This is a genomic window from Pseudomonas sp. 11/12A, assembly GCF_000800055.1.
GTDB lineage: Bacteria > Pseudomonadota > Gammaproteobacteria > Pseudomonadales > Pseudomonadaceae > Aquipseudomonas > Aquipseudomonas mohnii.
This window is the reverse complement of the sequence record NZ_JUGV01000001.1, coordinates 4948968-4975341: the sequence shown is the minus strand read 5'-3', so window position 1 is coordinate 4975341 and position 26374 is coordinate 4948968. Positions and strand designations below refer to the sequence as shown.

At 61.0% G+C, this 26374-nt stretch carries 19 protein-coding genes; 4 read left to right on the top strand and 15 right to left on the bottom strand.

The window, feature by feature from the left end:
* Positions 1-112: 112 nt before the first annotated feature.
* The gene (locus GQ39_RS22910; protein WP_047534374.1) at positions 113-850 is read left to right on the top strand and encodes a substrate-binding periplasmic protein; all 738 of its coding nucleotides are present in this window, start codon (positions 113-115) and stop codon (positions 848-850) included.
* A 200-nt stretch (positions 851-1050) separates the two neighbouring features.
* On the opposite strand, the gene yccS is transcribed toward GQ39_RS22910, so the two are convergent.
* The 9 genes from yccS to betI form a co-directional block, all read right to left on the bottom strand.
* A complete protein-coding gene (yccS, locus tag GQ39_RS22905; protein ID WP_047534371.1) occupies positions 1051-3234 on the bottom strand; it encodes a YccS family putative transporter in 2184 nt (727 codons plus the stop codon).
* Positions 3235-3486: 252 nt separating this feature from the next.
* Complete coding sequence (locus GQ39_RS22900; protein WP_047534368.1) at positions 3487-4665, bottom strand: NAD(P)/FAD-dependent oxidoreductase; 1179 nt, start codon at positions 4663-4665, stop codon at positions 3487-3489.
* A gap of 156 nt (positions 4666-4821) precedes the next feature.
* On the bottom strand, positions 4822-6159 hold the full coding sequence (dbpA, locus tag GQ39_RS22895) for an ATP-dependent RNA helicase DbpA (protein ID WP_231977978.1): 1338 nt from the start codon (positions 6157-6159) through the stop codon (positions 4822-4824).
* A gap of 105 nt (positions 6160-6264) precedes the next feature.
* The gene (gene mdtD / locus GQ39_RS22890) at positions 6265-7692 is read right to left on the bottom strand and encodes a multidrug transporter subunit MdtD (protein WP_047534364.1); all 1428 of its coding nucleotides are present in this window, start codon (positions 7690-7692) and stop codon (positions 6265-6267) included.
* A 162-nt stretch (positions 7693-7854) separates the two neighbouring features.
* Positions 7855-9192, bottom strand: coding sequence for a TldD/PmbA family protein (locus tag GQ39_RS22885; protein WP_047534362.1), 1338 nt, complete (start codon positions 9190-9192; stop codon positions 7855-7857).
* Entirely contained in the window at positions 9192-10634 is a 1443-nt protein-coding gene (locus GQ39_RS22880; RefSeq protein ID WP_047534359.1) for a TldD/PmbA family protein, read from the bottom strand. Before GQ39_RS22880 ends, GQ39_RS22885 begins: the two co-directional genes overlap by 1 nt.
* Positions 10635-10900: 266 nt before the next feature.
* On the bottom strand, positions 10901-12601 hold the full coding sequence (gene betA, locus GQ39_RS22875) for a choline dehydrogenase (protein ID WP_047534348.1): 1701 nt from the start codon (positions 12599-12601) through the stop codon (positions 10901-10903).
* Between the two features lie 133 nt (positions 12602-12734).
* Positions 12735-14207, bottom strand: a complete 1473-nt coding sequence (betB, locus tag GQ39_RS22870; RefSeq protein WP_047534345.1) for a betaine-aldehyde dehydrogenase — start codon at positions 14205-14207, stop codon at positions 12735-12737.
* A 107-nt stretch (positions 14208-14314) separates the two neighbouring features.
* Positions 14315-14908, bottom strand: coding sequence for a transcriptional regulator BetI (betI, locus tag GQ39_RS22865; RefSeq protein WP_047534344.1), 594 nt, complete (start codon positions 14906-14908; stop codon positions 14315-14317).
* A 379-nt stretch (positions 14909-15287) separates the two neighbouring features.
* On the opposite strand from betI, the gene GQ39_RS22860 reads away from it, so the two are divergent.
* A complete protein-coding gene (locus GQ39_RS22860; protein ID WP_236693156.1) occupies positions 15288-17228 on the top strand; it encodes a BCCT family transporter in 1941 nt (646 codons plus the stop codon).
* Between the two features lie 197 nt (positions 17229-17425).
* Here GQ39_RS22860 and choV read toward each other — a convergent pair whose 3' ends face one another.
* The 3 genes from choV to GQ39_RS22845 form a co-directional block, all read right to left on the bottom strand.
* The gene (gene choV / locus GQ39_RS22855) at positions 17426-18604 is read right to left on the bottom strand and encodes a choline ABC transporter ATP-binding protein (protein WP_047534342.1); all 1179 of its coding nucleotides are present in this window, start codon (positions 18602-18604) and stop codon (positions 17426-17428) included.
* Positions 18601-19446 (bottom strand): choline ABC transporter permease subunit, encoded by an 846-nt coding sequence (choW, locus tag GQ39_RS22850; RefSeq protein ID WP_047534341.1) that lies wholly within the window; start codon positions 19444-19446, stop codon positions 18601-18603. Before choW ends, choV begins: the two co-directional genes overlap by 4 nt.
* Positions 19447-19512: 66 nt before the next feature.
* Positions 19513-20460, bottom strand: coding sequence for a choline ABC transporter substrate-binding protein (locus tag GQ39_RS22845; RefSeq protein ID WP_047534340.1), 948 nt, complete (start codon positions 20458-20460; stop codon positions 19513-19515).
* Between the two features lie 436 nt (positions 20461-20896).
* On the opposite strand from GQ39_RS22845, the gene GQ39_RS22840 reads away from it, so the two are divergent.
* Together GQ39_RS22840 and GQ39_RS22835 are read left to right on the top strand one after the other, a co-directional pair.
* Positions 20897-22273: an L-serine ammonia-lyase gene (locus GQ39_RS22840; protein ID WP_047534339.1), complete on the top strand. Its 1377-nt coding sequence runs from the start codon at positions 20897-20899 to the stop codon at positions 22271-22273.
* 540 nt (positions 22274-22813) lie between these two features.
* Positions 22814-23917 (top strand): GlxA family transcriptional regulator, encoded by a 1104-nt coding sequence (locus GQ39_RS22835; RefSeq protein ID WP_047534337.1) that lies wholly within the window; start codon positions 22814-22816, stop codon positions 23915-23917.
* Between the two features lie 114 nt (positions 23918-24031).
* Here the strand turns inward: GQ39_RS22835 and GQ39_RS22830 are convergent, their stop codons facing one another.
* From GQ39_RS22830 to GQ39_RS22820, 3 genes are all read right to left on the bottom strand, one after another.
* Entirely contained in the window at positions 24032-24295 is a 264-nt protein-coding gene (locus GQ39_RS22830; protein WP_047534336.1) for a hypothetical protein, read from the bottom strand.
* 352 nt (positions 24296-24647) lie between these two features.
* On the bottom strand, positions 24648-25811 hold the full coding sequence (locus tag GQ39_RS22825) for a gamma-butyrobetaine dioxygenase (RefSeq protein WP_047534335.1): 1164 nt from the start codon (positions 25809-25811) through the stop codon (positions 24648-24650).
* 13 nt (positions 25812-25824) lie between these two features.
* Positions 25825-26301 carry a thioesterase family protein gene (locus GQ39_RS22820; protein ID WP_047534334.1) on the bottom strand — a complete coding sequence of 159 codons (477 nt, stop codon included), beginning with the start codon at positions 26299-26301 and terminating at the stop codon, positions 25825-25827.
* Between the last annotated feature and the right edge of the window lie 73 nt (positions 26302-26374).

Here is a 26374-nt window from a genome sequence, read left to right as displayed (position 1 = left end):
GATGTGCAGTGGCTTCAATGAGCTAATGTTTAGTGCCTGGGTGTGCCGGTACGGGGCTTGGAGTTTGGCTGAAAAACACGTCGGGCGGCCCGCCCGCTAAGGATTTTCTAGCATGCCGCGATTGCATCGAGCCTTTGCCTTGATTGGATTGTTGTTGCTGATTCAAAGTGCAGCAGCCGAAAAGCTGCGCTTGGTGGCAGATGTCTGGCCACCGTTTACCGACGCCACGCTGGTTAATGGTGGGTTGGCTACCGATATTGTCAGCACCGCCCTGGCGCGTGCCGGGTATGCCAGTGATTTCGAGCAGGTGCCTTGGGCACGCGCACTGCTGGGCGTGGGCGAGGGCCGCTACGACGTGCTGGTCAACGCCTGGTACAACGACGAACGCACACGGGTCGGCCAGTTCTCCGCTGGGTACCTGATCAATCGCATACGCTTTCTCAAGCGCAAGGACGCGCCAATCGAATTCAACGATCTGCAGCAACTGCACAGTTATCCGATCGCGGTCGTGCGTGGCTACGCCTATTCGGCGGCGTTCGATGAAGACGAATCACTGCAGAAGATCCCGGTACACGGCTTTGCCATGGCCGTGCGCATGGTCGCCGCCGACAGGGTCAAGCTGACCCTGGAGGACGAGTACGTCGCCCGGTATTACCTGGCCCGTGAGTCGCCCAAGGTGCGCAACGCCGTGGAGTTTCTGCCCAAGTCCCTGAGCGAGAACAGCCTGCATATTCTGGTCAGCCTGAAGAACCCGCAACATGAACAGATCGTTGCCGGTTTCGACCGCGAGATCGCGGCGATGAAGGCGGATGGGAGTTATGAGCGGTTGATGAAGCAGCATGGGATGTAGATGGGGCTGATGGCCTCATCGCTGGCAAGCCAGCTCCCACAGTGTCCGGTGGGTTACACAGCATTTGTGTCCAACCCAATTCCCTGTGGGAGCAAGCCAGCGCCCACAGTGTCCGGTGGGCTACATAGCATTTGTGTCCAACCCGATTCCCAGTGGGAGCTGGCTTGCCAGCGATGACGCCCGTCAGGACACCGCAGCCCTCAATTCTCGCTCGTATCCTTGAGCAAATGGGCCGCCAGCGTCCGTAGTGGTCCCAGTTGCCGGCAGATCAATGCCAGTTGAGTCTGCACCAGCCGCTGACCTTCATCGATTTCATCGGGCATTTGCTCAAGCTCATTGGCCAGCGCTTCTTCCTCATCGCTCTGAATGGCAATCGCCGATTTACTGGCAAGGCCCTGGGCGATTTCGTCGATGCTGGAGGCCAGTTTCACGCCGGCCCCTTCGATCAAGTGCTCGCGCACATCTGCTGGCAACTGCGTTTCCCGGTGCGCCCCCAGGCCGGACAGGTAGCTGAGCAAGGTGTGCGACAGCACCAGAAAACGGAAACCCACATCCGCTTCCTTACGGAAATACCCCGGTTCCATCAGCATGTTCGCCAGCGTGGTCGACAGCGCAGCGTCGGCGTTGTGCGCGTTTCGCCGGGCCAGGCGATACGCCAGGTCGTCGCTTTTGCCGGCGGCGTATTGCTGCATGATCTGGCGCAGGTAAATGCTGTTACAGGACAGGGTGTTGGCCAGCACTTTGTTCAGGCGCCGACCCTGCCAGTCCGGGAGGAACAGGAACACCGCGAGGCCGGCGATCAGGCCGCCGAGCAAGGTGTCGAACAGCCGTGGCAAAAACAATCCATAGCCATCGCCCACCTGGTTGAAGCAGAACAGCACCATCAAGGTAATTGCCGCTGTCGCCAGGGTGTAGCGGGTGGTGCGGTTGATAAAGAACACCACTCCGGCGGCAATCGCGAAGCAGGACTGGATCAACGGATTGGGGAACAGGTCGAACAACGCCCAGGCCAAGGTCAGGCCGATGGCGGTGCCGATGATCCGTTGACCGAGTTTGCGCCGGGTTGCGCCGTAGCTCGGTTGGCAGACAAAGAGCGTCGTCAGGATGATCCAGTAGCCCTGGGACGGGTGAATCAAATGCACCATCGCGTAGCCGATGCTCAAGGCCAGAGGCAAGCGCAGGGCGTGGCGGAACAGCAGGGACGTTGGGGTCAACTGCGTGCGCAGGCGTACCCAGACATCCTTGAGGTTACGTGGCGAGCGGTCGAGCAGGCTGCTGTCGGTGGCGTCGGCCAGGGCGTCGGGGTTGCTCGCATCGCTGAGCAAGCGGTCGAGGGTGCCGAGGTTGGCTGCCAGTGCCCGCAACGAGCGCAACAAACCGCGCCAGGCCGGATTGCTCTGGATGCGCAGATGTTCGAGGGAGGCATGCAGGTCGCTCAGGGCTTCGGCGAAGCTCGCGTCATAGATGAACGGCTGGCGCATCTGGATCGACTCGGCCAGCGCCCGGCAGGCCTTGCCTTGCTGGCGCAGCAGGCGTTGGCAGCGGAACAGCACGTCGCTGTGGAAGAACGCCTCGGCCAGCGCGTTATACGGGTAGTGCGAGGAGCTGGCGCGTTCGTGGATGTCCTGGGCGAGAAAGTACAGCTTCAGGTAACGGCTGACTTTCGAGCCCGGCCGGCCGTTGCCGACCCGGTGCAGGATGATTTCCTTGGCGGTATTCAGCGCGGCGACTACGCGACCGTTCTGCTGGGCCAGTTCCAGTCGTCGTGCTTCCACATCCAACTGGCGGATCGGCTCGAACAACGACGATTTCAACTTCAGGTAAAAACCCAATTCCCGGAACAGCCGCGCCAGGCTTTGCTGCACCGGCTGGTTGGAAAACATCGCCTGCCACAACACCGACAGAAAACCGTACCAGGCCGCACCGGCCACCAGCAGCACGGGCTCGTGCCAGAAATCGGTCACCGCACCGCCGCGCTGGTCGACGCCGATCATGGTGTAGACCGACAGAATCAACGTCGCCGAAGCAATGGCGCCATAGCGTTCGCCGAGGGCGCCGAGCATGGTCAGGCAGAAGGCCGCCAGGGCGAAGGCGATGCTGAACAGGATGGGGTAGGGGAAGAGCAGTTCGACCGACAGCGCGGCGACCATGAAACACACCAGCGTCACCGCCAGCGCATTGAGACGGCCTTGCCAACTGTCGTCGGTCTCGGCCAGGGCGCTGGCGATAATCCCCAGGAACATCGGGATCAGCAGCCCCATTTCATCCTGATACCAACACAGCGCCATGGTGCCGGTCAGGGCGATGAACACCCGCACGCTGTAACTGAATTTATCCAGCGCCCAAAGGCGACGCAAAGACTGACGAAACGAGGTCGATGACATGAAGTGCGAGGGCCTTCCGAGGCGATGACGCTAAATTGAGCCAGTAATGACGCCGATGCAATGGCGGCGATCACATCTGATAGCAAAATCTGTTCCTTTGAGATCCTGTGCCGACCGCGATCTTTGAGATTGATATAGAACCCTGTGGGAGCTGGCTTGCCAGCGATAGCGACCTGACAGTCAACAACGATGTTGGATGTACCGGCCTAATCGCTGGCAAGCCAGCTCCCACAGGGATTGTATTGACATTGGTCAGACGTACTGCGCAGCCGCATAGCCCGACGCCCAGGCCCATTGGAAGTTGAAACCGCCCAGGTGCCCGGTCACATCGAGCACTTCGCCGATGAAGTACAGGCCAGGGCTTTTCAGCGATTCCATGGTCTTGGAGGACACCTCGTTGGTATCGACGCCACCCAGTGTCACTTCAGCGGTGCGATAGCCTTCGGTGCCGGCCGGCACGACTTTCCAGCTCGCCAGTTTCTCGGCGATGGCGGCAATTTCCCCGTGGGTGTACTGCTTCATCGGTTTGGAGACGAACCAATTGTCCGCCAACAGGTTGGCCATCTTCTTGGTGAAGATTTCACCTAGCAGCGTTTTCAGCTCGCTGTTGGGGCGTTCGGCTTGTTGCTGTTGCAGCCAGGACGGCACGTCATGGTCGGGCATCAGGTTGATCTCGACCGTGTCGCCGGATTCCCAGAACGAGGAAATCTGCAGAATCGCCGGGCCACTCAGGCCGCGGTGAGTGAACAGGATGTTCTCGCGGAAGCTCTGGTCATTGCAGCTCACCAGGCAATCGACCGAGGTGCCAGACAGCTCGGTGCACAATTCCTTGAGCTGATCGGTAATGGTGAACGGCACCAGCCCGGCGCGGGTCGGCAGCAGTTCGTGGCCGAACTGCCTGGCCACCTGATAGCCGAAACCGGTGGCACCCAGGGTCGGAATCGACAGGCCGCCGGTGGCGATTACCAGGGATTCGCACGTCACCTGGCCCAGCGTAGTGTCCAGCAGGTAGCCCTTTTCGAGCTTCTCGATGGTCTGGATCGAGGTGTCCAGGTGCGGGCTGACGCCGACCTGGTCGCACTCGTTGAGCAGCATTTCGAGGATGTCGCTGGATTTGTTATCGCAGAACAACTGGCCGAGCTTTTTCTCGTGGTACGGCACACCGTGCTTGGCGACCATGCCGATGAAATCCCACTGGGTGTAGCGGGCCAGGGCGGATTTACAGAAATGCGCGTTCTGCGAAAGGAAATTGCCGGGTTCTGTGTACATGTTGGTGAAATTACAGCGGCCACCGCCCGACATCAGGATTTTCTTGCCGGCCTTGTTCGCGTGGTCGAGCAACAACACCTTGCGCCCGCGCCCGGCGGCCGTCAGCGCGCACATCAACCCTGCGGCGCCAGCGCCAATGATCACGACTTCGGTAGAGCGCAAAACGGTGTCCTCACACAAATTTCAGAGCGGTTTCGGTCCCTGTAGGAGCGAGCCAGCTCGCGATGGACGTCAACGATAACGCTGGCAACCTGGCTCACCACGGTGAGCCCGGATTTTTCGCGAGCAGGCTCGCTCCTACAGTGGAAAGCGGTGTTCTTACAGGATGCGCACGCGCAGCGAACGGCCCTTGATCTTGCCGTCGTTCAGGCGCTGCAGGGCTTGCTTGGCGATGCCGCGTTCAACCGCTACATAGGCCTGGAAATCGAAGATTGCGATCTTGCCCACCTGAGCGCCGGGAATACCGGCATCGCCGGTCAGTGCACCGAGAATGTCGCCCGGACGGACCTTGTCCTTGCGGCCGGCGCCGATGCACAGCGTGCTCATCTGCGGCAGCAGCGGACCACCGCCCTGCGAAGTCAGGTTGTCCACCTGGTCCCAGGTCAACGGCGATTTCTGCAACTGCTCGATGGCTTGGGCGCGTTGCGCTTCGGACGGTGCAACCAGGCTGATCGCCAGACCTTTCTCACCAGCGCGACCGGTACGGCCAACGCGGTGGATGTGGATTTCCGAGTCACGGGCCAGCTCGACGTTGATCACCATGTCCAGCGAGTCGATGTCCAGGCCGCGCGCGGCGACATCGGTGGCGACCAGTACCGAAGTACTGCGGTTGGCGAACATCGCCAGAACCTGGTCGCGATCACGCTGTTCCAGATCGCCGTGCAGGCCGACGGCGGAAATGCCTTTGGCGGTCAGGTGATCGACGGTTTCCTGAACCTGCTGCTTGGTGAAGCAGAAGGCCACGCAGGATGCCGGCCGGAAGTGGCCCAGCACCTTGGTCACCGCGCTCATGCGCTCTTCCGGGGAGATTTCGTAGAAGCGCTGCTCGATCTGCGTGTCGTCGTGGAACGCCTCGGCCTTCACTTGCTGCGGGTTACGCATGAACTTGGAGGCCAACTGCTTGATGCCCACCGGATAGGTGGCGGAGAACAGCAGGGTCTGGCGACGTTCCGGGGCCTGCATGATGATTTCTTCGATGGAGTCGTAGAAACCCATGTCGAGCATGCGGTCGGCTTCGTCGAGGATCAGGGTGTTCAGGCCGTGGAGCACCAGCGAACCTTTGCGCAGGTGCTGCTGAATGCGCCCCGGGGTGCCGACGATGATGTGCGCGCCGTGTTCCAGCGAAGCGATCTGCGGGCCGAGGGACACGCCGCCGCACAGGGTCAGGACCTTGATGTTGTCTTCGGCACGGGCCAGGCGACGGATTTCCTTGGCGACCTGGTCAGCCAGCTCGCGAGTCGGGCACAGGATCAGTGCCTGGCAACCGAAGTAGCGCGGATTGATCGGGTTCAACAAGCCGATACCGAAGGCTGCGGTCTTGCCGCTGCCGGTCTTGGCCTGGGCGATCAGGTCCATCCCCTTGAGGATCACCGGCAAGCTTTGCGCCTGGATCGGCGTCATCTGGGCATAACCGAGGGAGTCGAGGTTAGCCAGCATGGCGGCGGACAGCGGCAAAGTATTAAAAGCGGTGGCGATGGTGGTCACGGGACTGGCCTGCAAAACAAAATGTCGCGCAGTGTACCAGCCCTGTGGCCATTCGCCCTAAGGCTCTATGTGTTGTTCCGGACGTTTGACGCGCCGTCCGTCTTCCTTTGAGAGCTGCGAGAAGATCGTCGCAGCCAGCATCGCCATGATGCCGACGGTCACAAACGTCAGTTGGAACGCGCCGAGCACGGTTTCCACGCCATCATTTCCGACCTTCGCCGTGAACCCGCCAAGCAACGCACCGGCGCAGGCCACGCCCAGGCTCAGGGACAATTGCGCGACCACCGACAGCAGGCTGTTGCCGCTGCTGGCGCTGGCGTCATCGAGGTCGATCAGGGTCACGGTGTTCATGGCGGTGAACTGCAAGGAGTTGATCGCCCCCAGGATCGCCAGCAGGCACAGCAGCAGCCAGTATGGCGTCTGTTCGCTGACCAGGCCCATGCTCGCCAGCATGATGCCCAGGGCCAAGGTGTTGCCGGTCAGCACGATGCGGTAGCCCAGGCGCTCGATCAGCGGTCGCGCCACCCACTTGGCGATCATCGCGGCAGCCGCCAGCGGCAGCATGCTCATCCCGGCCAGGGACGGTGAATAGCCCAGCGCCACCTGCAGCAGCAACGGCACCAGAAACGGCAGGGCGCCGCTGCCCAAGCGGGCGAACAGGTTGCCGAGAATGCCGACCGCGAAGGTGCGGGTCTTGAACAGCGAAGGCGCAAACAGCGGGTTTTCGGTGTGTCCGGCGCGTAGCCAGTAGGCCGCCAGACAAGCCATGCCGCCGAACAGCAGCAACATCACCCGCAGGTGCGGCAGGTGCAGTTCTCCCAGGCCTTCCATGGCGATGGTGATCAAAATCATCGCCGCGCCGAACAGCAGGAAACCCAGGCTATCGAAACGGGTGCGCTCGGTGCCGCGCAGGTCCGGGATGAATTTCCACACGGCATAACAACCGATCAGCCCCACCGGCAGGTTGATCAGGAAGATCCAGTGCCACGTCAGGTATTCCACCATCCAGCCGCCCATGGTCGGGCCGATCAACGGGCCGAGCAGTCCGGGAATGGTGATGAAACCCATGATCCGCACCAGCTCCGAACGCGGGTAGGCGCGCAGCACCACCAGCCGCCCGACCGGCAGCATCAGGGCACCGCCCAGGCCCTGGATGACCCGGGCGCCGATCAACAGGGTCAGGCTGGTCGACAGCGCGCACAGCAATGAACCGATGCTGAACAGCAGGATCGCGCCGAAGAAGATTTTCCGGGTGCCGAAGCGATCGGCGATCCAGCCCGAAGCCGGGATCAGCAAGGCGACCGTGAGCATGTAGGCGATGATCACACCCTGCATGCGCAATGGGTCTTCCGCAAGGTCTGCGGCCATGGCCGGCAGGGCGGTGTTGAGGATCGTCCCGTCGAGGGACTGCATGAAGAAGGCAATGGCGACGACCCACGGCACCCAGCGGGCGGTGACAGCGTCGAGAGGAGGGCGGTTAGGCATGGGACCTCTTGTCAATGTGAGCTTTACACCGTTCCTGTAGGCGCGAGCCTGCTCCGGGCGGCGTTCCGACGATGAACTCAAGGACGCCGCGGGGTATCAGGTTCCCCGCGCTATCGTTCACCACCATCGCGAGCAGTCTCGCTCCTACAGGGGTTTGGGTATTTACAGGGTCAGTGTCAGTCGGCTGACCAACGCCCCCGGCAACAACGCCGACGCCGTGGCCCGCTGGCTGTAGGTACTGGCCGATAACAGCATCTCGCGTTCCTGAGTCAACGCCTCCAACTGCGAGCCGAGCAGGCTGAAGGCGCTGTCGTCGAAACGCATGGTGCTGACCGGCGCCTGAATCTCGCCGTTCTCGACCCAGAACGTCGCAAACCGGGTCATGCCGGTCAGGCGCGCCGCCGGTTGGTCCGAGTAGTTCAGGTACCACAGGTTGCTGATGTACAAGCCAGTGCCCAGTTGCTTGAGGATTTCAGCTTCGGGCAACGAACCGCCCTTCATGTTCAAGGCATTGGGCGATTCACCGCCGCTTGCGCCGTTGGCGGTCAAGCCGTATTCGGCGGCACTGCGCGATCCCACCAATTGCGCGCCCGCCTTGCCCTCGACAATCAGTTTGAGGTCACTGCGCGGATAGCCTTCGTCGGAGAACGCCGGACTCAATGAGCCGCTGACTTTTTCGTCCAGCGAGACCAGCGGACTGAACGCGTGGTCGCCCCCGTAGAGTTTCTGCAACGGGCTGCTTTTGCTGGCAATCGACTGCGCCGAAAAACCGCCCCAGGACAGCATGCTCATGATCTCTTCCAATGCCGCTGGCGCGAGGTAGGCGCGGTACTGACCGGGCGCCAAGGTGCGTAACGGTCGGCCCAGAAACTCAAGCTGCTCGCGGGCCTGCCGGAAGCGCCTGGCGAAGCCTTCGCTGCTCCAGTCGTGCCCGGCGTAGCTGGCTTTCACCGCCTGGCCGTTTTCATGGAACAGGCTGAAATCGAAGTTGAAACTGTTGGCCTGATGCCAGCCGAAGGCGCCGGCAGAGCTGGCAAAACCACGGCTGATAGGACCGGCGGCATAGAAACCGACCAGATCCAGGCCTTCGGCCGCTTGCGCGATTTCAGCGACCACTTGCTCGGTATCCGGCAGCGGATGCTCCTGCAGGTTCTTGCTCTGCCAGCCGTTGTAGTTCAGCAACAGATACGGATCCTGTGGCAGCAGCGGCAAGGTTTCGCGCAGCTGTTGCAGGCCTTCGGACAGACGCTGCAAGTCGACTTCCGGGTCGCCAGCCAGGGTGATGTGCAAATCCGCGTGGCGACCCTCGTTGATCAATTTCAAACCGATGCTCGCCTGCTGCACCTGACCGGACTGGCGCACCCGGGCGTGGTTGAAGCGCACGAAGGCCGACGACTCGGCGGCATAGCTGAGGGTGAACTGTTCCGGTTCGCGCAGGGCTTCACGCAAACCGGCGACCAATGCCTTGAACGACTCGGCCTGGGTTTTCGATGGACTCATCAGGCGTCTCCTCCGAACACATCCACATGGCTGAACACACAGGCCGGCGAAGCATGGCCGACGCGGATCACCTGATTCGGTTCGCCCTTGCCACAGTTAGGCGTGCCGAGCACTTTGAAGGTGCTGGCATCGCCGACAGCGCTGAGGCTCTTCCAGAACTGCGCGGAAATCGCCCGGTAATTCGGGTTTTTCACCACGCCCTTGAGTTCGCCGTTTTCAATCAACTGGCCCCATTCGCAGCCGAACTGGAACTTGTTGCGCGCGTCGTCGATGGACCACGAGCGGTTGGTGCTCATCAAGATGCCGTGCTCGATGTTGCCGATCAGTTGCGCAAGCGGCTGATCGCCAGGCTCGATGTTGAGGTTGGCCATGCGGTCGATCGGCGGGCGGTTCCAGCCGCAGGCGCGGCTGTTGGCGACGCCTTCCAGCCCGGCACGGAATTGCGACAACGCACCACCCAATGGCCGCAGCAGCAGGCCTTCGCGGATCAGGAACTGTTTGCTGGCGGCGCTGCCGTCGTCGTCATGGCCGTAACTGGCGAGCTGTTCGGGGATGTCCGGGTCGAAGGTCACGTTGAGCAGCTTCGAGCCGTATTGCAGGCGGCCGAAGTCTTCGGCTTTGACGAAGCTGGTGCCCGCGTAATTGCGTTCGTCACCGAGGATGCGATCCAGCTCCAGCGGGTGGCCGATGGATTCGTGGATCTGCAGCATCATTTGGTCAGGCATCAGCAACAGGTCGCGCGGGCCTTGGGGAGTGTTCGGCGCCAGCAGCAACTGCAGCGCCTGGTCGGCGACGGTCGGTCCGGCACCGATCAGGCCGCAACGGCTGATGACGTCGGCGCCGCCCTGTTGGCCGAAGTTCTCGCGACCGAGGCTGCGGGTCTGACTGTCGTTGCCGTCGTAGGCCGTGACGTCGAGACCGGGGTAAACGAAACGTTGGGCCTGACGCAGTTCGGCACCGGCGCTGTTGAGGTAGATCTGCTCGACATGGGTGATGCCGATGCTCACCTGCCAGTTCACCAGGCGCTCGTCCTTGGGCACGGCGGCGGATTCGGCGCCGAGCAACTGGTAACAGTCACTCAGGGACGGAAAGGGCTGGTCGAGGTTCGGCGAAAAGTAATCGGCACGAGCAGTCGACACCGCCTGTTCGCTCAAGTCCAGCAAGGCGTGGGGCTTGAGTCGGCGAGCTTGCTGTTCGGCGCGTTCGAGGGCGGCTTGCAGGCCCTGTTGCGACAGGTCGTTGGTGGCGGCATAGGCTTCAACACCGTTGACCCGCACCGTCAGCATCGCCCCTTCGTCACGGCTCAGGCTCGGCGGTTCGGCGACGTTCTTGCGCACCGACAGGTACTGGCCGGACTCACGCACATAACGCAGGGAAAAGAATTCAGCGCCCGTGCGCAAGGCAGCAAAACGCTGCTTGAGCTGGGGATGGAAATCGAACATTCGGGAACCTCCTTGGTGTGGAGCATCGATGTTGCGAGGGGAGGGTGAAACGTTTGCGTGGCGCTAGAGTAGGCCTGTGCGGGGGGTAGGATCAAGGTTGGAGCGGTGTGGGAGGGGATTGCTGTATCTGGCAGGAAAATTTGTACTGGTTTGCCCGGTCTCATCGCGGGCAAGCCCGCTCCCACAGGATTCGCGTGATTTCACGATCCACGCATGACCTTGTGGGAGCGGGCTTGCCCGCGATGGGAGCGACGCGGTTTTACGCCTTATGCAGTCTGGCTCACCTCACGAAGCGGCTTGCCCTTCACCGGCGCATCACCGGCCACGTAGTAGGCAGCCTTGCTGCGTGGCAGTGGCTTGCGACCACGGATCTTGTCGGCGATTTTCTCGGCGATCATGATCGTGGGCGCGTTGAGGTTGCCGGTGGTGATGATCGGCATGATCGAGGCGTCGACCACGCGCAGACCCTGCATGCCATGCACGCGACCTTCGCCATCGACCACGGCCATCTCGTCGGTGCCCATCTTGCACGAGCAGGACGGGTGGAACGCGGTTTCGGCGTGCTCGCGGATGAACTTGTCCAGTTGCTCGTCGGTTTGCACGTCGACGCCGGGGCTGATTTCGCGGCCGCGGAAGGCGTCCAGTGCCGGCTGTTGCATGATTTCGCGGGTCAGGCGGATGCCGTCGCGGAATTCCTGCCAGTCCTGCTCGGTGGCCATGTAGTTGAACAGGATGCTCGGGTGCTGGCGCGGGTCCTTGGACTTGGCCTGGATGCGACCACGGCTCGGCGAACGCATGGAGCCCATGTGCGCCTGGAAGCCGTGCTCTTTCACACCGTTGCTGCCGTTGTAGTTAATCGCTACCGGCAGGAAGTGGTACTGGATGTTCGGCCACTCGAATTCCGGACGGGTGCGGATGAAACCGCCGGCTTCGAACTGGTTGCTGGCGCCGATGCCGGTGCCGTTGAACAGCCATTCGGCACCGATGGCCGGCTGGTTCCACCACAACAGCGATGGGTACAGCGAGACCGGTTGGGTGCACGCGTATTGCAGGTACAGCTCAAGGTGGTCCTGCAGGTTTTCACCGACGCCCGGCAGGTCGTGGACCACCGGAATATCGAGTTTTTTCAGCAGTTCGGCTGGGCCGACACCGGAGCGTTGCAGGATCTGCGGCGAAGCGATGGCGCCGGAGCACAGCAGCACTTCCTTGCGTGCCTTGACCTCGACACGCTCTTCGGCGGCGCCGACCAGGTAACGCACGCCGACCGCACGCTTGCCTTCGAACAGGATCTTGTCGGTCAGGGCGTGGGTAACGATGGTCAGGGTCGAACGCTTCTTGGCGATGTCCAGGTAGCCGCGCGCGGTACTGGCGCGACGGCCCTTGGGCGTCACGGTGCGGTCCATCGGGCCGAAGCCTTCCTGCTGGTAGCCGTTCAAGTCTTCGGTACGCGGGTAACCGGCCTGCACGCCGGCCTCGACCATGGCGTGGAACAGCGGGTTGTTGCCGGCCTTGGGCGTGGTCACGCTGACCGGGCCTTCGCCACCGTGGTAGTCGTTGGGGCCGATGTCGCGGGTTTCCGCTTTGCGGAAATACGGCAGGCAGTCCAGATACGACCAGTCTTCCAGGCCTGGCAGTTTGGCCCAGCCGTCGTAGTCCATGGCGTTGCCGCGGATGTAGCACATGCCGTTGATCAGCGAAGAACCGCCCAGGCCCTTGCCGCGCCCGCACTCCATGCGACGACCGTCCATGTGGGGTTCCGGATCGGTTTCGTAGGCCCAGTTGTAGCGACGCCCTTGCAGCGGGAACGCCAGGGCGGCCGGCATCTGCGTGCGGAAGTCGGAACGGTAGTCCGGGCCGCCCGCTTCGAGCAGCAGGACGGTGACGCCTTCGTCTTCAGTCAGACGGGTCGCCAGGGTGTTACCGGCCGAGCCGGCACCGATGATGATGTAATCGAATTCTTGGGACATAGGCCCTCCGGGAGTTTCAAGCTGCAAGCTTCAAGCTGCAAGAGAGAGCAGCGAGCGGTGTTGAGATGGAGCGGCAAACCAAACTGCTTTTACTTGCAGCTTGAAGCTTGCCGCTTGTAGCTGGATCAGCTAATCAAAACACCGAGACGTAATCGCCCAGCTCGACCTGTACCGATTTGATGCGCGTGAAGTTGTTCAGCGAGCTGATGCCGTTTTCACGACCCACACCCGACTGCTTGTAACCGCCAACCGGCATCTTGGCGTCGGATTCGCCCCAGGCGTTGATCCAGCAGATACCGGCTTCCAGTTGATGAATCACGCGGTGAGCGCGGTTCAGGTCGCGGGTGACGATACCGGCGGCCAGGCCGAAGTCGGTGTCGTTGGCGCGGCGGATCACTTCTTCTTCGGTTTCGTAGGTGAGGATCGCCATCACCGGGCCGAAGATTTCTTCACGGACGATGGTCATGTCGTCGGTGCAGTCTGTGAACACGGTCGGCGCGACGAAGGCGCCCTTGGCGAATTCACCTTCGGTCAGACGTTCGCCGCCGCACAGCAGGCGGGCACCTTCTTCCTTGCCCTTGGCGATGTAGCCCAGCACGCTTTCCATGTGGGCGAAGCTGACCAGAGGGCCGAAGTTGGTGTTTTCGTCTTGCGGATTGCCGATGCGAATGCGCGCAACGCGTTCAACGATCTTGGCTTCGAAAGCAGCTTTGAGGTGCTTCGGCACGAATACGCGGGTGCCGTTGGTGCAGACCTGACCGGAGCTGTAGAAGTTGGCCATCATTGCGGTGTCGGCAGCGCGATCGAGGTCGGCGTCGTCGCAGATGATCAGCGGGGATTTGCCGCCCAGTTCCATGGTCACGTCCTTGAGCGAAGAGCTCGAAGCGCTGGCCATGACTTTCTTGCCGGTGTCGGTGCCGCCGGTGAACGAAACTTTTTCGATGCGCGGGTGCTCGGTCAGCCAGGTGCCGACTTCGCGGCCGCTGCCGGTCAGAACGTTGAACACGCCAGCTGGCAGGCCAGCCTCGGTGTAGATCTCGGCCAGTTTCAGGGTCGTCAGGGAAGTGACTTCGCTTGGCTTGAAGATCATCGCGTTACCGGCCGCCAGGGCTGGCGCGGATTTCCACAGGGCGATCTGAATCGGGTAGTTCCACGCGCCGATACCGGCCACGACGCCCAGCGGCTCGCGACGGGTGTAGACGAACGAGGTGGTCCGCAGCGGGATCTGTTCGCCTTCGATGGCGGGCACCAGGCCTGCGTAATACTCCAGCACATCAGCACCGGTGACGATGTCGACGTAGCGGGTTTCGGAATATGCCTTGCCGGTGTCCAGGGTTTCCAGGGCGGCCAGTTCGTCATTGCGCTCACGCAGGATGTCCACGGCGCGACGCAGGATGCGCGAACGCTCCATCGCGGTCATTGCCGCCCAGATTTTCTGACCCTTTTCAGCGCTGACCACCGCGCGCTCGACGTCGTCCTTGGTTGCACGCTGTACCTTTGCGAGGACTTCACCGTTAGCCGGGTTGATGGCTTCGAAAGTGGCGTCGCTGCTGGCGTCGGAGTACGCGCCATCGATGTAGAGTTTTTGCAGTTCGAAACGGGCCATATAGTCCTCGCAAGAGCATAAGTGGTTGGCGTTAACCACCGGGCGTGCCGTGCAGCCTTGGCGTCGCGGGTCGGTGGCGGTTCAGGGGTCGAGCGGTTATGTGTGCTCTAACTCACCTGCTTGGCCAATTGGATATCCATGTATTCGTAAGCGATCTGCTGCGCCTGCCCGGTGTCGAAAGCGTCTCCCGACAGCGCGCCGCGCAACCACAACCCGTCAATGAGGGCTGCCAGTCCACGGGCGGCGCTGCGCGCTTGATCGAGCGGCAACACGCGGCGGAACTGGCAGCACAGGTTGGAATACAGACGGTGATCGTTGATCCGCTGCAACCTGTGCAAAGACGGCTGGTGCATGCTGGTGGCCCAGAAGGCCAGCCAGGTTTTCATTGCCGGGCCATTGACCTGGCTGGCGTCGAAGTTGCCTTCGATGATCACCCGCAGATGCGCCCGGGGGCTGTCATCCGCCAGCGCCTGTCGGCGCAGGGTGACGCTCTCGCTCAGGACGCTCATCAGATACCGCATCGTGGCGGCGATCAGGCCGTTCTTGTCCTGAAAATAGTGACTGATGATGCCATTCGAGACACCGGCCAAACGGGCGATCAGCGCAATGCTGGCGTCCCCCATTCCGACCTGATCGACGGCCTGCAAAGTGGCTTCGATCAATTGCTGGCGACGGATGGGTTGCATACCGACCTTGGGCATCTTGCACATCTCCTTAGGCCTTCCGGCGGACGAAGAACGACCACCGGACTGAGGCCAGTCTATTTTGTTTTGATTGAACGTTCAATCAACAAAGAATAAGATCTGCGACAAATCGTCGCTGCTTACAGATTTTTCCTACATGTAAATGGCGAAAAACCGGCATCCGAAAACGCTCGAACCCTGTACGCGCTAGCGTCTGCGGGGCTTCGGGCTTTTTTCGGCGTGTCTTTATATCACCCACCGGTCGGCTGCCCACTAACCGATTGGTCGGGTACCACACTGCCTTGCGTTCTTCTCTCGCACTGCCTGGAGCATCTGTGCCATGAGTTCTGCCTCGCTAATAAAGACCCCACCAGAAAAGGTGACGGTCAACGGTTGGGTGTTTTACACCTCTACCGCGTTGATTCTGTTGTTGACCGCCATTCTGATCATCGCCCCGCAAGAGGCCGGCAGAATGCTCGGCACCGCTCAGGCCTGGTTGTCCCGCAGCTTCGGCTGGTACTACATGGTGGTGATCGCCGCCTATCTGATTTTCGTCGTCGGCCTGGCGTTTTCGTCCTACGGCAAGCTCAAGCTCGGCAGCAAGGACGACACGCCGGACTTCAGCTACGGCGCCTGGGCGGGGATGCTGTTCTCGTCGGGTATCGGCATCTCGCTGTTGTACTTCGGTGCGTCCGAGCCGCTGGACCACTACTTCAACCCGCCGGAAGGCGTGGCGGGCAGCAACCTGGCCGCCCGTCAGGCCGTTCAGCTGACATTCCTGCACTGGGGCCTGCACGGCTGGGCGATCTATGCGCTGGTCGGCCTGGCCGTGGCGTACTTTGCCTATCGGCATAACCAGCCGCTGGCGTTGCGTTCGGCGTTGTACCCGCTGGTGGGCGAACGGTGGGTCAAGGGCGCGGCGGGTCATGCGGTGGACGGCTTTGGCATGTTCGTGACCCTGTTGGGTCTGGTGACCAACCTGGGGATTGGTTCGCTGCAAGTGTCGTCGGGCCTTGAAAACCTGTTCGGCATGCAGCACAGCAACACCAACCTGCTGATCGTCATCATCGTGATGAGCACCGTGGCGACCATCGCTGCGGTGTCGGGTGTGGAAAACGGCATCCGTCGTCTGTCCAACCTGAACATCGTGCTGTTCAGCGGCCTGCTGATTTTCGTGCTGCTGTTCGGCCCGACCCTGCACCTGCTCAACGGCTTTGTGCAGAACGTCGGTGATTACCTGAACGGCGTGGTGCTGAAAACCTTCGACCTCTATGTGTATGAAGGGGACAGTGAGAAGTCCGACCGCTGGTTGGGCCTGTGGACCCTGTTCTACTGGGCCTGGTGGATTTCCTGGGCGCCATTCGTGGGCATGTTCGTCGCGCGTATCTCCCGTGGTCGCACGGTGCGTGAGATGGTGGCCGGCGTGCTACTGATTCCGCTGGGTTTCACCCTGGCGTGGCTGTCGATCTTCGGTAACTCGGCGCTGGACCTGGTGATGAACCACGGTGCGGTGGAGCTCGGCAAGACGGCGCTGGAGCAGCCGTCCATGGCGATCTACCAATTGCTGGAGCATTACCCGGCGTCGAAGGTTGTGATCGGCGTGTCGATCTTTGTCGGTTTCGTGCTGTTCCTGACCCCGGCGGATTCCGGCGCGGTGATGATGGCCAACCTTTCGTGCAAGGGTGGCAACGTCGATGAAGACGCCCCGCACTGGCTGCGGATCTTCTGGTCGGTGGTGATCACCCTGGTGACTATTGGCCTGCTGTTCGCCGGTAACTTCGAAGCGATGCAAACCATGGTGGTGCTGGCTGGTTTGCCGTTCTCGGTGGTGCTGGTGTTCTTCATGTTCGGCTTGCACAAGGCCATGCGCCAGGACGTGCAGATCGAACAGGAACAAGCCGAGTTGGCGGCGCGCGGTCGTCGTGGTTTCAGTGAGCGTTTGACGCAACTGGACCTGCAACCGAGCCAGTCGATCGTTCAGCGTTTCATGGACAAGCATGTGAGTCCGGCGTTGCAGGATGCGACGGCGCAAATGCGTGCTCAAGGCCTGGAAGTTCAGACGCTGCTGGGCAAGTCCAAGCGTTGCATGGGCGTGCGGGTCGAGATGGAAGAGGGCAACCCGTTTGTCTACGAAGTGAGCCTGGACGGCTACCTGGCCACGCCAACCGAATCGGCTCAGTCGGATGAAACGCGCCAGCGTTACTACCGCGCCGAGGTGTACCTGCACAACGGCAGCCAGGACTACGACTTGATGGGCTTCACCCAGGATCAGATCACCCGTGACGTGCTCGATCAGTTTGAAAGCCATCGGCAGCTCCTTGGCCGGGTGTACAGCTAAACAGCAAGTGCGCGGTGTTTGGGTCTGAAGCACCGCGTCAGCTTCATCGCCAGCAGGCTGGCTCCCACATTGGAATACATGCTCCTGTGGGAGCCAGCCTGCCGGTGATGGGGGCATCAGATTCAACTCTGGATTGCCCTATATCCCGATAAACAAAAACGCCGCGATACTCTCGCGGCGTTTTTGTGTGTGTTGCCTTACCCCAGGTTCTTGCCGAGCAGCGCGTGGTACAGCTCGCTGTCGCCGAGAATCCCGACCACGTGGTTGTTGTCGTGCAGCACCAGTTTGTTGCCGGTCTGATAACGAATCTGCAGCGCATCGCGCATGCCGATGTTCGAATCCACCAGCGTTGGCCGACGACCCAAACCTTCCACCGCCTGACCCGGTACCCAGTTCTGCAGGTCCAGGGCCGAGCCGTTCTGGCGCGCGCCCTTGATAGTGTTGCCTTCCGCCAGGTCCAGCCAGGAATCGCCGCCCGGATCGAGGCATACCGAACCGTTGATGCGCTTGCAGTTGTCCAGGGTGCGCATCAGGCTGCGACCGCACAGGACGTTCAGCGGGTTGGTGTGGGCCACGAAGGTTCGCACGTAGTCGTCCGCCGGGTTCAGCACGATCTCTTCCGGCACGCTGTACTGGATGATCCGGCCGTCTTTCATGATCGCGATACGGCTGCCGAGCTTCAGGGCTTCATCGAGGTCGTGGCTCACGAACACAATGGTTTTGCTCAACTTGCGTTGCAGTTCCAGCAGTTCGTCCTGCAGGCCCTGGCGGATCAGCGGGTCGAGGGCCGAGAATGGTTCGTCCATCAGCAGAATGTCGGCGTCCATCGCCAGGGCGCGGGCCAGGCCCACGCGTTGTTGCATACCACCGGACAGCTCGTTGGGTTTCTTGTTGCGCCACTGGGTCAGGCCCACCAGCTCAAGCTTGTCGTCCACCAGTTTGCGCCGTTCTTTCTCGGGACGGCCCTGCATTTCGAGGCCGAAGCTGATGTTCTCGCGCACCGTCAGCCAAGGCATCAAGGCGAACTTCTGGAACACCATCGCAATGCGCTTGGTGCGCATCATTTTCAGTTCTGCGGGGGTACAGGACGCAATGTCGATCTGCTTGCCTTCGTGCTCGACGAACAGCTTGCCGCGGCTGACGGTGTTGAGGCCGTTGATGCAGCGCAACAGGCTGGACTTGCCGGAACCGGACAGGCCCATCAGTACGCAGATTTCACCTTTTTCGATATCCAGGCTGGCCTTTTCGACCCCCACGATCTGCCCGGTCTTTTTCAGGATCTCGTTACGGGTCATGCCTTGATCCAGCAGCTTGAGTGCCTCGCGTGGATCCTTGGAGAAGATAACGTCGACGTTATCGAAGCGAATAATGCTCATGCGTCACCCCCTATTTTGGCGTCGGGTTGTTTGCAGATACGGTCGAGCATGATCGCCAGCAGTACGATCGCCAGGCCGGCTTCGAAGCCCAGGGCGATATCAGCGGTATTCAGTGCGTTGACCACCGGTTTGCCCAGGCCATCGGCGCCCACCAGTGCCGCGATCACCACCATCGACAACGACAGCATGATGCACTGGGTGATGCCGGCCGCGATGCTTGGCATGGCGTGGGGCAGTTCGATTCGCGAGAGCAACTGACGGCGCGAGCAGCCAAAGGCCTTGCCGGCGTCCATCAATTCTTCCGGAACATCGCGGATACCCAGGTAGGTCAGGCGGATGGGCGCGGCAATCGCGAACACCACCGTCGAAATCAGACCCGGGACCACACCCAGACCGAAAAGGGTCAGGGTAGGAATGAGGTACACGAACGTCGGTACGGTCTGCATCAGATCGAGTACCGGACGCATCAGCGTGTAGAACATCGGTTTGTGCGCGGCGACGATGCCCAGGGGGACACCGATGACTACGCAGACCAGGGTGGCGAACATCACCTGGGCGAGGGTTTCCATGGTTTCCTGCCAGTAACCCAGATTGAGGATCAGCAGAAAGGAGGCAATGACGAATACGGTCAGGCCCCATTTGCGTTGGATGAAGTGTGCCAGTAGCGCGATGAGGCCGATCAATGCCAGCGGGTTGAACCAGGTCAGCGCAAAAGTCACGCCGTGGATCATCGTTTCCAGTGTCACGGCGATTGCGTCGAAGGTGCTGGCGCCGTGTTGCGTCAACCATTCAACGAAGCCCGCGATGTACTGGCCTAGGGGGATTTTCTGATCAATCAGCATGGTAGTGAACGTCCGCATGCAAGGAAATAAACAGCCCGGGCGGGCTAGCCCGCCCGGCGTAAGCGATTACTGCGCGAGCTTGGCTTTCACGGCCTCCAGGCCTGGTTTACCGTCAATGGTGGTCACGCCAGCGAGCCAGGTATCGAGCACCTGTGGATTCTTTTTCAGCCAGGCCTTGGCGGCCGCTTCAGGCTTCATCTTGTCGTCCAGGATGTTGCCCATGAGGGTGCTTTCCATGTCGACAGTGAACTCCAGATTCTTCAGCAACTGACCCACGTTGCTGCATTCCTGGGCGTACCCCTTGCGGGTATTGGTCAGGACGGTTGCTGCACCGAAATCCGGGCCGAAATAATCGTCGCCGCCGGTGAGGTATTGGATTTTGAAACGCTTGTTCATCGGGTGGGGGGCCCAGCCGAGGAACACCACGGCGGTGTCGCGCTTCTGCGCGCGGTCGACCTGGGAGAGCATGCCGGCTTCACTGGATTCAACCACTTTGAAACCGGCGTCTTTGAGGCCGAAGGCGTTCTTGTCGATCATACTCTGGATCAGGCGGTTACCGTCATTGCCCGGTTCGATCCCGTAGATCTTGCCGTCGAGCTCTTTCTTGAACTTGGCGATGTCGGCGAAATCGTGCAGGCCTTTGTCATACAGGGCCTGTGGGACCGCCAGGGTGTATTTGGCGCCTTTGAGGTTGGTGCGCACGGTGTCCACGGTGCCGGCATCGCGGTAGGCCTTGATGTCGTTTTCCATGGTCGGCATCCAGTTCCCCAGGAAGACATCCATGTTCTTGCCATCGGCCAGCGACTTGTAGGTCACCGGCACGGAAATCATTGTGGTCTTGGTCTTGTAGCCGAGGGCATCGAGTACGACGCTGGTGGTTGCGGTTGTCGCGGTGATGTCGGTCCAGCCGACATCGGAGAAGTTTACGGTACTGCATTGTGCCGGCTCGGCGGCTTGCGCCAGGAGCGGCAGACTAAGCATGGCGGCCAACAACAACGACGGGGAACCTTTCATGGATGGACTCCTTGGTGTTTTTTTTGGCAGTGTTCCGACTGGGACCACCGCACTTATGGGTTGCGGTTGGATGGCGTTTTGGAGACAGCTCTACCACGGCGCCTTGCAATCGAGTCGATACGATCATGTACCAGTGAAAATCTGACGCCTACAGGGTGCGTCGTAACCAGTACAGGGATGGTCGCATCCAGTGTCAGTGACGTCGTTTACAGCTTTTTTCAGCCCGATTTCCCTCTGCGCCTCGCGAAAAAACGGCGAAAACGCGACGTAAAAGACACGCGGCGTTAGTGGGCATGAGTGCGTCGGTGTGAGACGCCGAGCGACACATTAAAAGCCTGATGATGCGGCCATCCTGACGGATTGCAGCTTGAGCGTAGCAGCTCCGTCACCGGGCGCTTTTGCGCCTGGAATTGGCACATCCAGGAGTCCGGCAGTAATGGCTATCAGTGTTTTCGACCTGTTCAAAATCGGCATCGGCCCTTCCAGTTCGCACACCGTGGGGCCTATGCGGGCGGCGGCGCTGTTCGTGCAAGGCTTGCGTGAACGCGGGTTGCTGGAGCAAGTACGGCGCGTCGAAGTTCGTCTTTACGGTTCGTTGTCGGCCACGGGCATCGGCCACGGCAGCGACAATGCGGTGATCATGGGCCTGATGGGCGAATGGCCCGATGCGATCGATCCGTCGCAAATCGGCATTCGCATCGCCACCCTGCGCGAAACCCATACGCTGTTGCTCGACGGTCGTTTGTCGGTGCCGTTCATCTGGGGCCGCGACATGCGCCTGATCGACGAGAACCTGCCGTTCCATCCCAACGCCATGACCCTGATTGTCGAAGACGATCAGGGTGAGTTGCATCGCGACACCTACTATTCAGTCGGTGGTGGTTTTGTCGTCGATGAAGCCCAGGCGTCCAGCGGTGTCGTCGACCTCGACAGCACCGTATTACCTTACGATTTCTCCAGCGCCGCCGAGCTGTTGGAACTGTGCAAAAAGCACGACTTGCGCGTGGCTGAATTAATGATGGCCAACGAGAAGGTCTGGCGCAGCGAAGACGAAATACGCAGCGGCCTGATGACGCTCTGGCGCGCCATGCAGGATTGCGTGGATCACGGCCTCAAGCACGAAGGCATTCTGCCCGGCGGCCTGAATGTGCGCCGGCGCGCGGCCAAGCTGCATCGCAGTGTGCAGGAGTTGAACAAGCCCAACGTGATCGGCTCGACGCTCAGCGCCATGGAGTGGGTCAACCTGTTCGCCCTGGCGGTCAACGAAGAAAACGCGGCCGGCGGGCGCATGGTCACGGCACCGACCAATGGCGCGGCGGGGATCATTCCGGCGGTGTTGCACTACTTTATGAAGTTCAGCGAAGACGTGACCGACGCCAACGTCGTCGACTACTTCCTCAGCGCGGCGGCCGTCGGGATTCTGTGCAAGAAGAACGCTTCGATCTCCGGTGCCGAAGTCGGTTGCCAGGGGGAGGTCGGTTCGGCCTGCGCCATGGCCGCGGCCGGGCTGGCGCAAATCCTCGGCGCCACGCCGGAGCAACTGTGCAACGCAGCGGAAATCGGCCTCGAACATAACCTCGGCCTGACCTGCGACCCGGTGGGCGGGCTGGTGCAGGTGCCGTGCATCGAGCGCAACGCGATTGCCGCCGTCAAAGCGATCAACGCGGCACAGATGGCCTTGCGCGGCGATGGTCAGCATTTCATCTCCCTGGATCGGGTGATCCGCACCATGCGCGATACGGGTGCCGACATGCATGACAAATATAAGGAGACGTCGCGGGGTGGGTTGGCGGTCAGCGCTGTAGAGTGCTGAGGCCGAGGTGGCCCCAATCGCTGGCAAGCCCGCTCCCACAGGTTCTTCGGTGTGTCTGATATCTGGATCACACCACAAATCACTGTGGGAGCTGGCTGGCCAGCGATAGCGTCAGACCAGTCAAAACTGCGCGCTAAGTGAACATCCGATCTCAAACGCGCCACCTTTTGGCGCGTCGCAAACAGGTAAATCATGACCCCGAGGTCAGGGATCGCCAGGGACCCTGACCGCCTGTCACCTGTGCCTGCGGTGACACTCTTTTCCGCATCGTTTCAGCCCTATTCCCACAAGTGCTACCGATTTGCTCACACGCAACGGGGCAGCGCACCAGTCCCGCCTGATGGCCGCCTTAACCCTACTCGCCGCGCGTCATATGCAGACTCATTCCGACGTCGTTTTTAGGAGTTATTGAACGCGCATTCAAATTTAGGCATGGCATTTGCTCTGTCATTACAAAGCCCGTCTCCCACGCGAGAACGATGGCAATAACAAGAGCCTCCGCCTGAGGCCATCACCCGCTTTGTGTGAGGAGATACCGCGATGACGTCGTTCAACTCAGGGGCCCAACCCCAGAACCGTGCGCCTCAATCCATCGGCTTTTTGCTGCTGGACAATTTCACGCTGATTTCCCTGGCTTCCGCTGTGGAGCCTCTGCGAATGGCCAACCAATTGTCCGGTCGCGAGCTGTATCGCTGGACCACCCTCACAGTCGACGGCGGTCAGGTCTGGGCCAGTGACGGTCTGCAGATCACCCCCGACGCCTCCATGCACAAAGCACCACCCCTGGACACCGTGATCGTCTGCGGCGGTATCGGTATTCAACGCACTGTTACCCGCGAACACGTGTCATGGCTGCAGAGCCAGGCGCGTCAGTCCCGTCGCCTCGGCGCGGTCTGCACCGGCAGTTGGGCCCTGGCGTGCGCCGGCCTGCTGGACGGTTTCGACTGCAGCGTGCACTGGGAATGCCTGGCCGCGATGCAGGAAGCCTTCCCGCGTGTAGCCATGAGTACGCGTCTGTTCACCCTCGACCGTAACCGCTTCACCAGTTCCGGTGGCACCGCGCCGCTGGACATGATGCTGCACCTGATCAGCCGCGATCACGGTCGTGAACTGTCGGCCGCGATTTCGGAGATGTTCGTCTACGAGCGTATCCGCAACGAACAGGATCACCAGCGCGTGCCGCTCAAGCACATGCTCGGCACCAACCAGCCGAAACTTCAGGAAATCGTCGCGCTGATGGAGGCCAACCTCGAAGAGCCGATCGACCTCGACGAACTGGCGGTGTATGTCGCTGTGTCCCGTCGTCAGCTGGAGCGGCTGTTCCAGAAGTACCTGCACTGCTCGCCGTCGCGTTACTACCTGAAACTGCGCCTGATCCGCGCACGGCAATTGCTCAAGCAAACGCCGATGTCGATCATCGAAGTGGCGTCGGTCTGTGGCTTCGTGTCCACGCCGCACTTCTCCAAGTGCTACCGCGAATACTTCGGCATTCCGCCGCGTGACGAGCGCGTAGGCTCCAATACCACCCAGCAGGTGGCGATGATGCCGCTGCCGCAAGCGCTGGTGCTGTCGCCGTTGTCCGGACCGTTGTCAGCGTTGAGTCAGGCGCGCAACGAGTCGACATTTGCCAGTGTAAGGCTCTAAACCGAGGGGACTTCATCGCGAGCCAGCTCGCTTCCACAGGTTTTTGGGTTGTTCACAGAGAGTGTGTTCAACGCCAATCCCATGTGGGAGCGAGCTGGCTCGCGATGGGATCTATCAGGCGCGGTGGCTCTGCTGATACTCCGCCAACGCCGGCAGCAATTGCCTGTCGATGGCCTGGCGCACGGCGGGCAAAATGGTCGCGCTGCTGGTGTACATCTGCTTGACCATGGTGCGCAGTACTATCGCCCGTTCATCGTTCAATCCTCGCACCGCGCACTCGCAAGCCTGCTCGGCCGTGGAGCCGTTCGGTACTTGAAAACCCAATGCCTTGAGCTGGCCCAACAGGTCTTCCTGGTCAATCAAATCGGCGTGCATCATGACGCAAATCCTTCTTCTGGGAACGGTGTCGTGGCTCGATTCTGGTAGGGGTGCGAAGTGGGGGCAAGGGCGAATTGTCGCAATGGCCGCATTGGCTATGAACAGGTCGTTTTCGGCTAACTTCGCGGTCAAGGGAGTGGGCACACTGGATTCAGCTGGCTTCACGAAGGTTTGGTCACCCTCGCGCGCAGCTCCTCAACAGTACCTTCTGCCTCGATCTTGTCACGGCTTGATCGGGGCTTTTTTTAGCCTGTCTGTAGGAGCCGGCTTGCTGGCGAATGGGGCGACGCGGTGTGACAGGTGCACCGCCATCGCTGGCAAGCCAGCTCCCACAGGGGAGGTGTGACGCGGTCTAGCGTTGCAATACCAGGATGCGCGACAACAACTCATCGCGGTCCACATAGCAACCCTGGAAATGTCGGGCACCGGTGGCAGGGTCGAAGGCGTTGCGGGCGTGCAGCGTACGGCGGTTGTCGAAGCACCAGAGTTCGCCGGGATTGAGCCTTTGCATCAAGCGGAAGCGGGGTTCGCGCGTCATCGCGATAAAGCGCCGATAGGCACGATACAGCCGGGGCATCTGCTCCACCGACGCATCGAACGGGCCGCGCAGAAAGTTGGCCATGCGGATTTCCGACACCTGTCCTGAAGCGTTCAGGGCGATGATCGGCGCGAGGCAGCGGTAGTCGCTGTGACGGTCCTTGTTGCGGAACTCCACCGGGATTTCGCAGAGGCTTTGAAAGGCTTGCGGATCTTCCTGGCGCAACGCCTCGGCGATGGCAAAGCCGTCGACAAAAATACTCTCGCCGCCCTCGGCGTCGTTGACCAGGCAATGCAGGAACTGCAGCCCCGGTTGCAGCTCACGGGTCGGCAAATCGCTGTGCAACGGCAGGTTGAAAGCGGTGTAGGCGTTGCTGTCGGCATCGGCCTTTGATTGCACGTTGAACAGCACGCCGAAATTGCTTTCGCGAATGAACGAAATCCGCTGCGCGATCAACTTCAATGAGCCGGGCTCGGTGGGCACGCCACGGACCTGGGTCAGGCCGACATCGCGAACCGCCAGCAGCCATTGCAACAAAGCGTCGTTGTCCTGCATCAGCGCCGCGTAGTCGAAAACCGGCAGTTGCAGATCGCTGTGCCAGAGCCTGGCCTTCGGTTTGCCAGCCTGGCGCTCGGCACGGGATTCGTCGTCATACGCGTGGGCGCGCAGCCAGCCTGGATCGAATCGACTGCCGTGGCCGTCTTGCCACTGTACGCTCAGGCAGCCTTCAGCATTAACGCTGGCCTCTGCAGGCACCAGGTCTTGCGGGACGTCGACGATCTCCAGCACCTGCTCGCGGGTGACGGTGTAGACGCATTGCGGGCATGGGCAGTTGTCCCGTAGCCATTGATGATGAAACGGGCTGACGCGGTTGTCGGCCCACTCCACCAGAACATGATCGTCCATGACCTGCACGCCCTTCAGCGCGCTGATCAACGGGTAAGTACGGAAGTCGGCAAAAGCGGCGGCGGTGTTCATGGCGATCTCCTTGTTATTTTTTTGGGGGTAACGCGATCACTCGGCCAATGTACTCGGGGGTTGGCAGATCGGTTTGTTCGGCGACCATGGCTTGCAGTCGGCCCAGGGTGTCTTCGCTGAAGGGCGCGGAACGTGGCCCGGCGAGGTCGACATGCAGCAGCATTTGCTCGTTGCCCGCCAGCGCCTTGTCATCGCCCACAAGATGCAGGCTGTGATAGAGGTGCAGGCGTTTGCTGTCGTGACCGATGATCTGCGTGTGCACTTCAACGTCGGCGTCGAGTTTCACTTCATGCAGGTAGTTGAGGTGCAACTCAAGGGTAAACAACGAGTGGCCGCTGGCTTCGCGGTTGTTGCTGTCCATGCCTAGCCGGTCCATCAGCGCATCGGTGGCATAGCTGAAAATCAGCAGATAAAACGCGTCGCGCAGGTGGCCGTTGTAGTCGACCCAGTCGGGGATGATTTTGGTTTGGTAGGTGGTCAGTGCGGGCATGGTGGCTGATCCAGAACAAATTGTGATTGGAATGCCGTCATCGCCAGCAGGCTGGCTCCCACATTGAAATGCA

Bases quoted from the DNA above. Each gene is read 5' to 3' on its own strand.
- GQ39_RS22910 (WP_047534374.1), top strand. From the start codon at position 113: ATGCCGCGATTGCATCGAGCCTTTGCCTTGATTGGATTGTTGTTGCTG.
- yccS (WP_047534371.1), bottom strand. From the start codon at position 3,234: ATGTCATCGACCTCGTTTCGTCAGTCTTTGCGTCGCCTTTGGGCGCTG.
- dbpA (WP_231977978.1), bottom strand. From the start codon at position 6,159: ATGCTGGCTAACCTCGACTCCCTCGGTTATGCCCAGATGACGCCGATC.
- mdtD (WP_047534364.1), bottom strand. From the start codon at position 7,692: ATGCCTAACCGCCCTCCTCTCGACGCTGTCACCGCCCGCTGGGTGCCG.
- GQ39_RS22885 (WP_047534362.1), bottom strand. From the start codon at position 9,192: ATGAGTCCATCGAAAACCCAGGCCGAGTCGTTCAAGGCATTGGTCGCC.
- GQ39_RS22880 (WP_047534359.1), bottom strand. From the start codon at position 10,634: ATGTTCGATTTCCATCCCCAGCTCAAGCAGCGTTTTGCTGCCTTGCGC.
- betA (WP_047534348.1), bottom strand. From the start codon at position 12,601: ATGTCCCAAGAATTCGATTACATCATCATCGGTGCCGGCTCGGCCGGT.
- betB (WP_047534345.1), bottom strand. From the start codon at position 14,207: ATGGCCCGTTTCGAACTGCAAAAACTCTACATCGATGGCGCGTACTCC.
- betI (WP_047534344.1), bottom strand. From the start codon at position 14,908: ATGCCCAAGGTCGGTATGCAACCCATCCGTCGCCAGCAATTGATCGAA.
- choV (WP_047534342.1), bottom strand. From the start codon at position 18,604: ATGAGCATTATTCGCTTCGATAACGTCGACGTTATCTTCTCCAAGGAT.
- choW (WP_047534341.1), bottom strand. From the start codon at position 19,446: ATGCTGATTGATCAGAAAATCCCCCTAGGCCAGTACATCGCGGGCTTC.
- GQ39_RS22845 (WP_047534340.1), bottom strand. From the start codon at position 20,460: ATGAAAGGTTCCCCGTCGTTGTTGTTGGCCGCCATGCTTAGTCTGCCG.
- GQ39_RS22840 (WP_047534339.1), top strand. From the start codon at position 20,897: ATGGCTATCAGTGTTTTCGACCTGTTCAAAATCGGCATCGGCCCTTCC.
- GQ39_RS22835 (WP_047534337.1), top strand. From the start codon at position 22,814: ATGACGTCGTTCAACTCAGGGGCCCAACCCCAGAACCGTGCGCCTCAA.
- GQ39_RS22830 (WP_047534336.1), bottom strand. From the start codon at position 24,295: ATGATGCACGCCGATTTGATTGACCAGGAAGACCTGTTGGGCCAGCTC.
- GQ39_RS22825 (WP_047534335.1), bottom strand. From the start codon at position 25,811: ATGAACACCGCCGCCGCTTTTGCCGACTTCCGTACTTACCCGTTGATC.
- GQ39_RS22820 (WP_047534334.1), bottom strand. From the start codon at position 26,301: ATGCCCGCACTGACCACCTACCAAACCAAAATCATCCCCGACTGGGTC.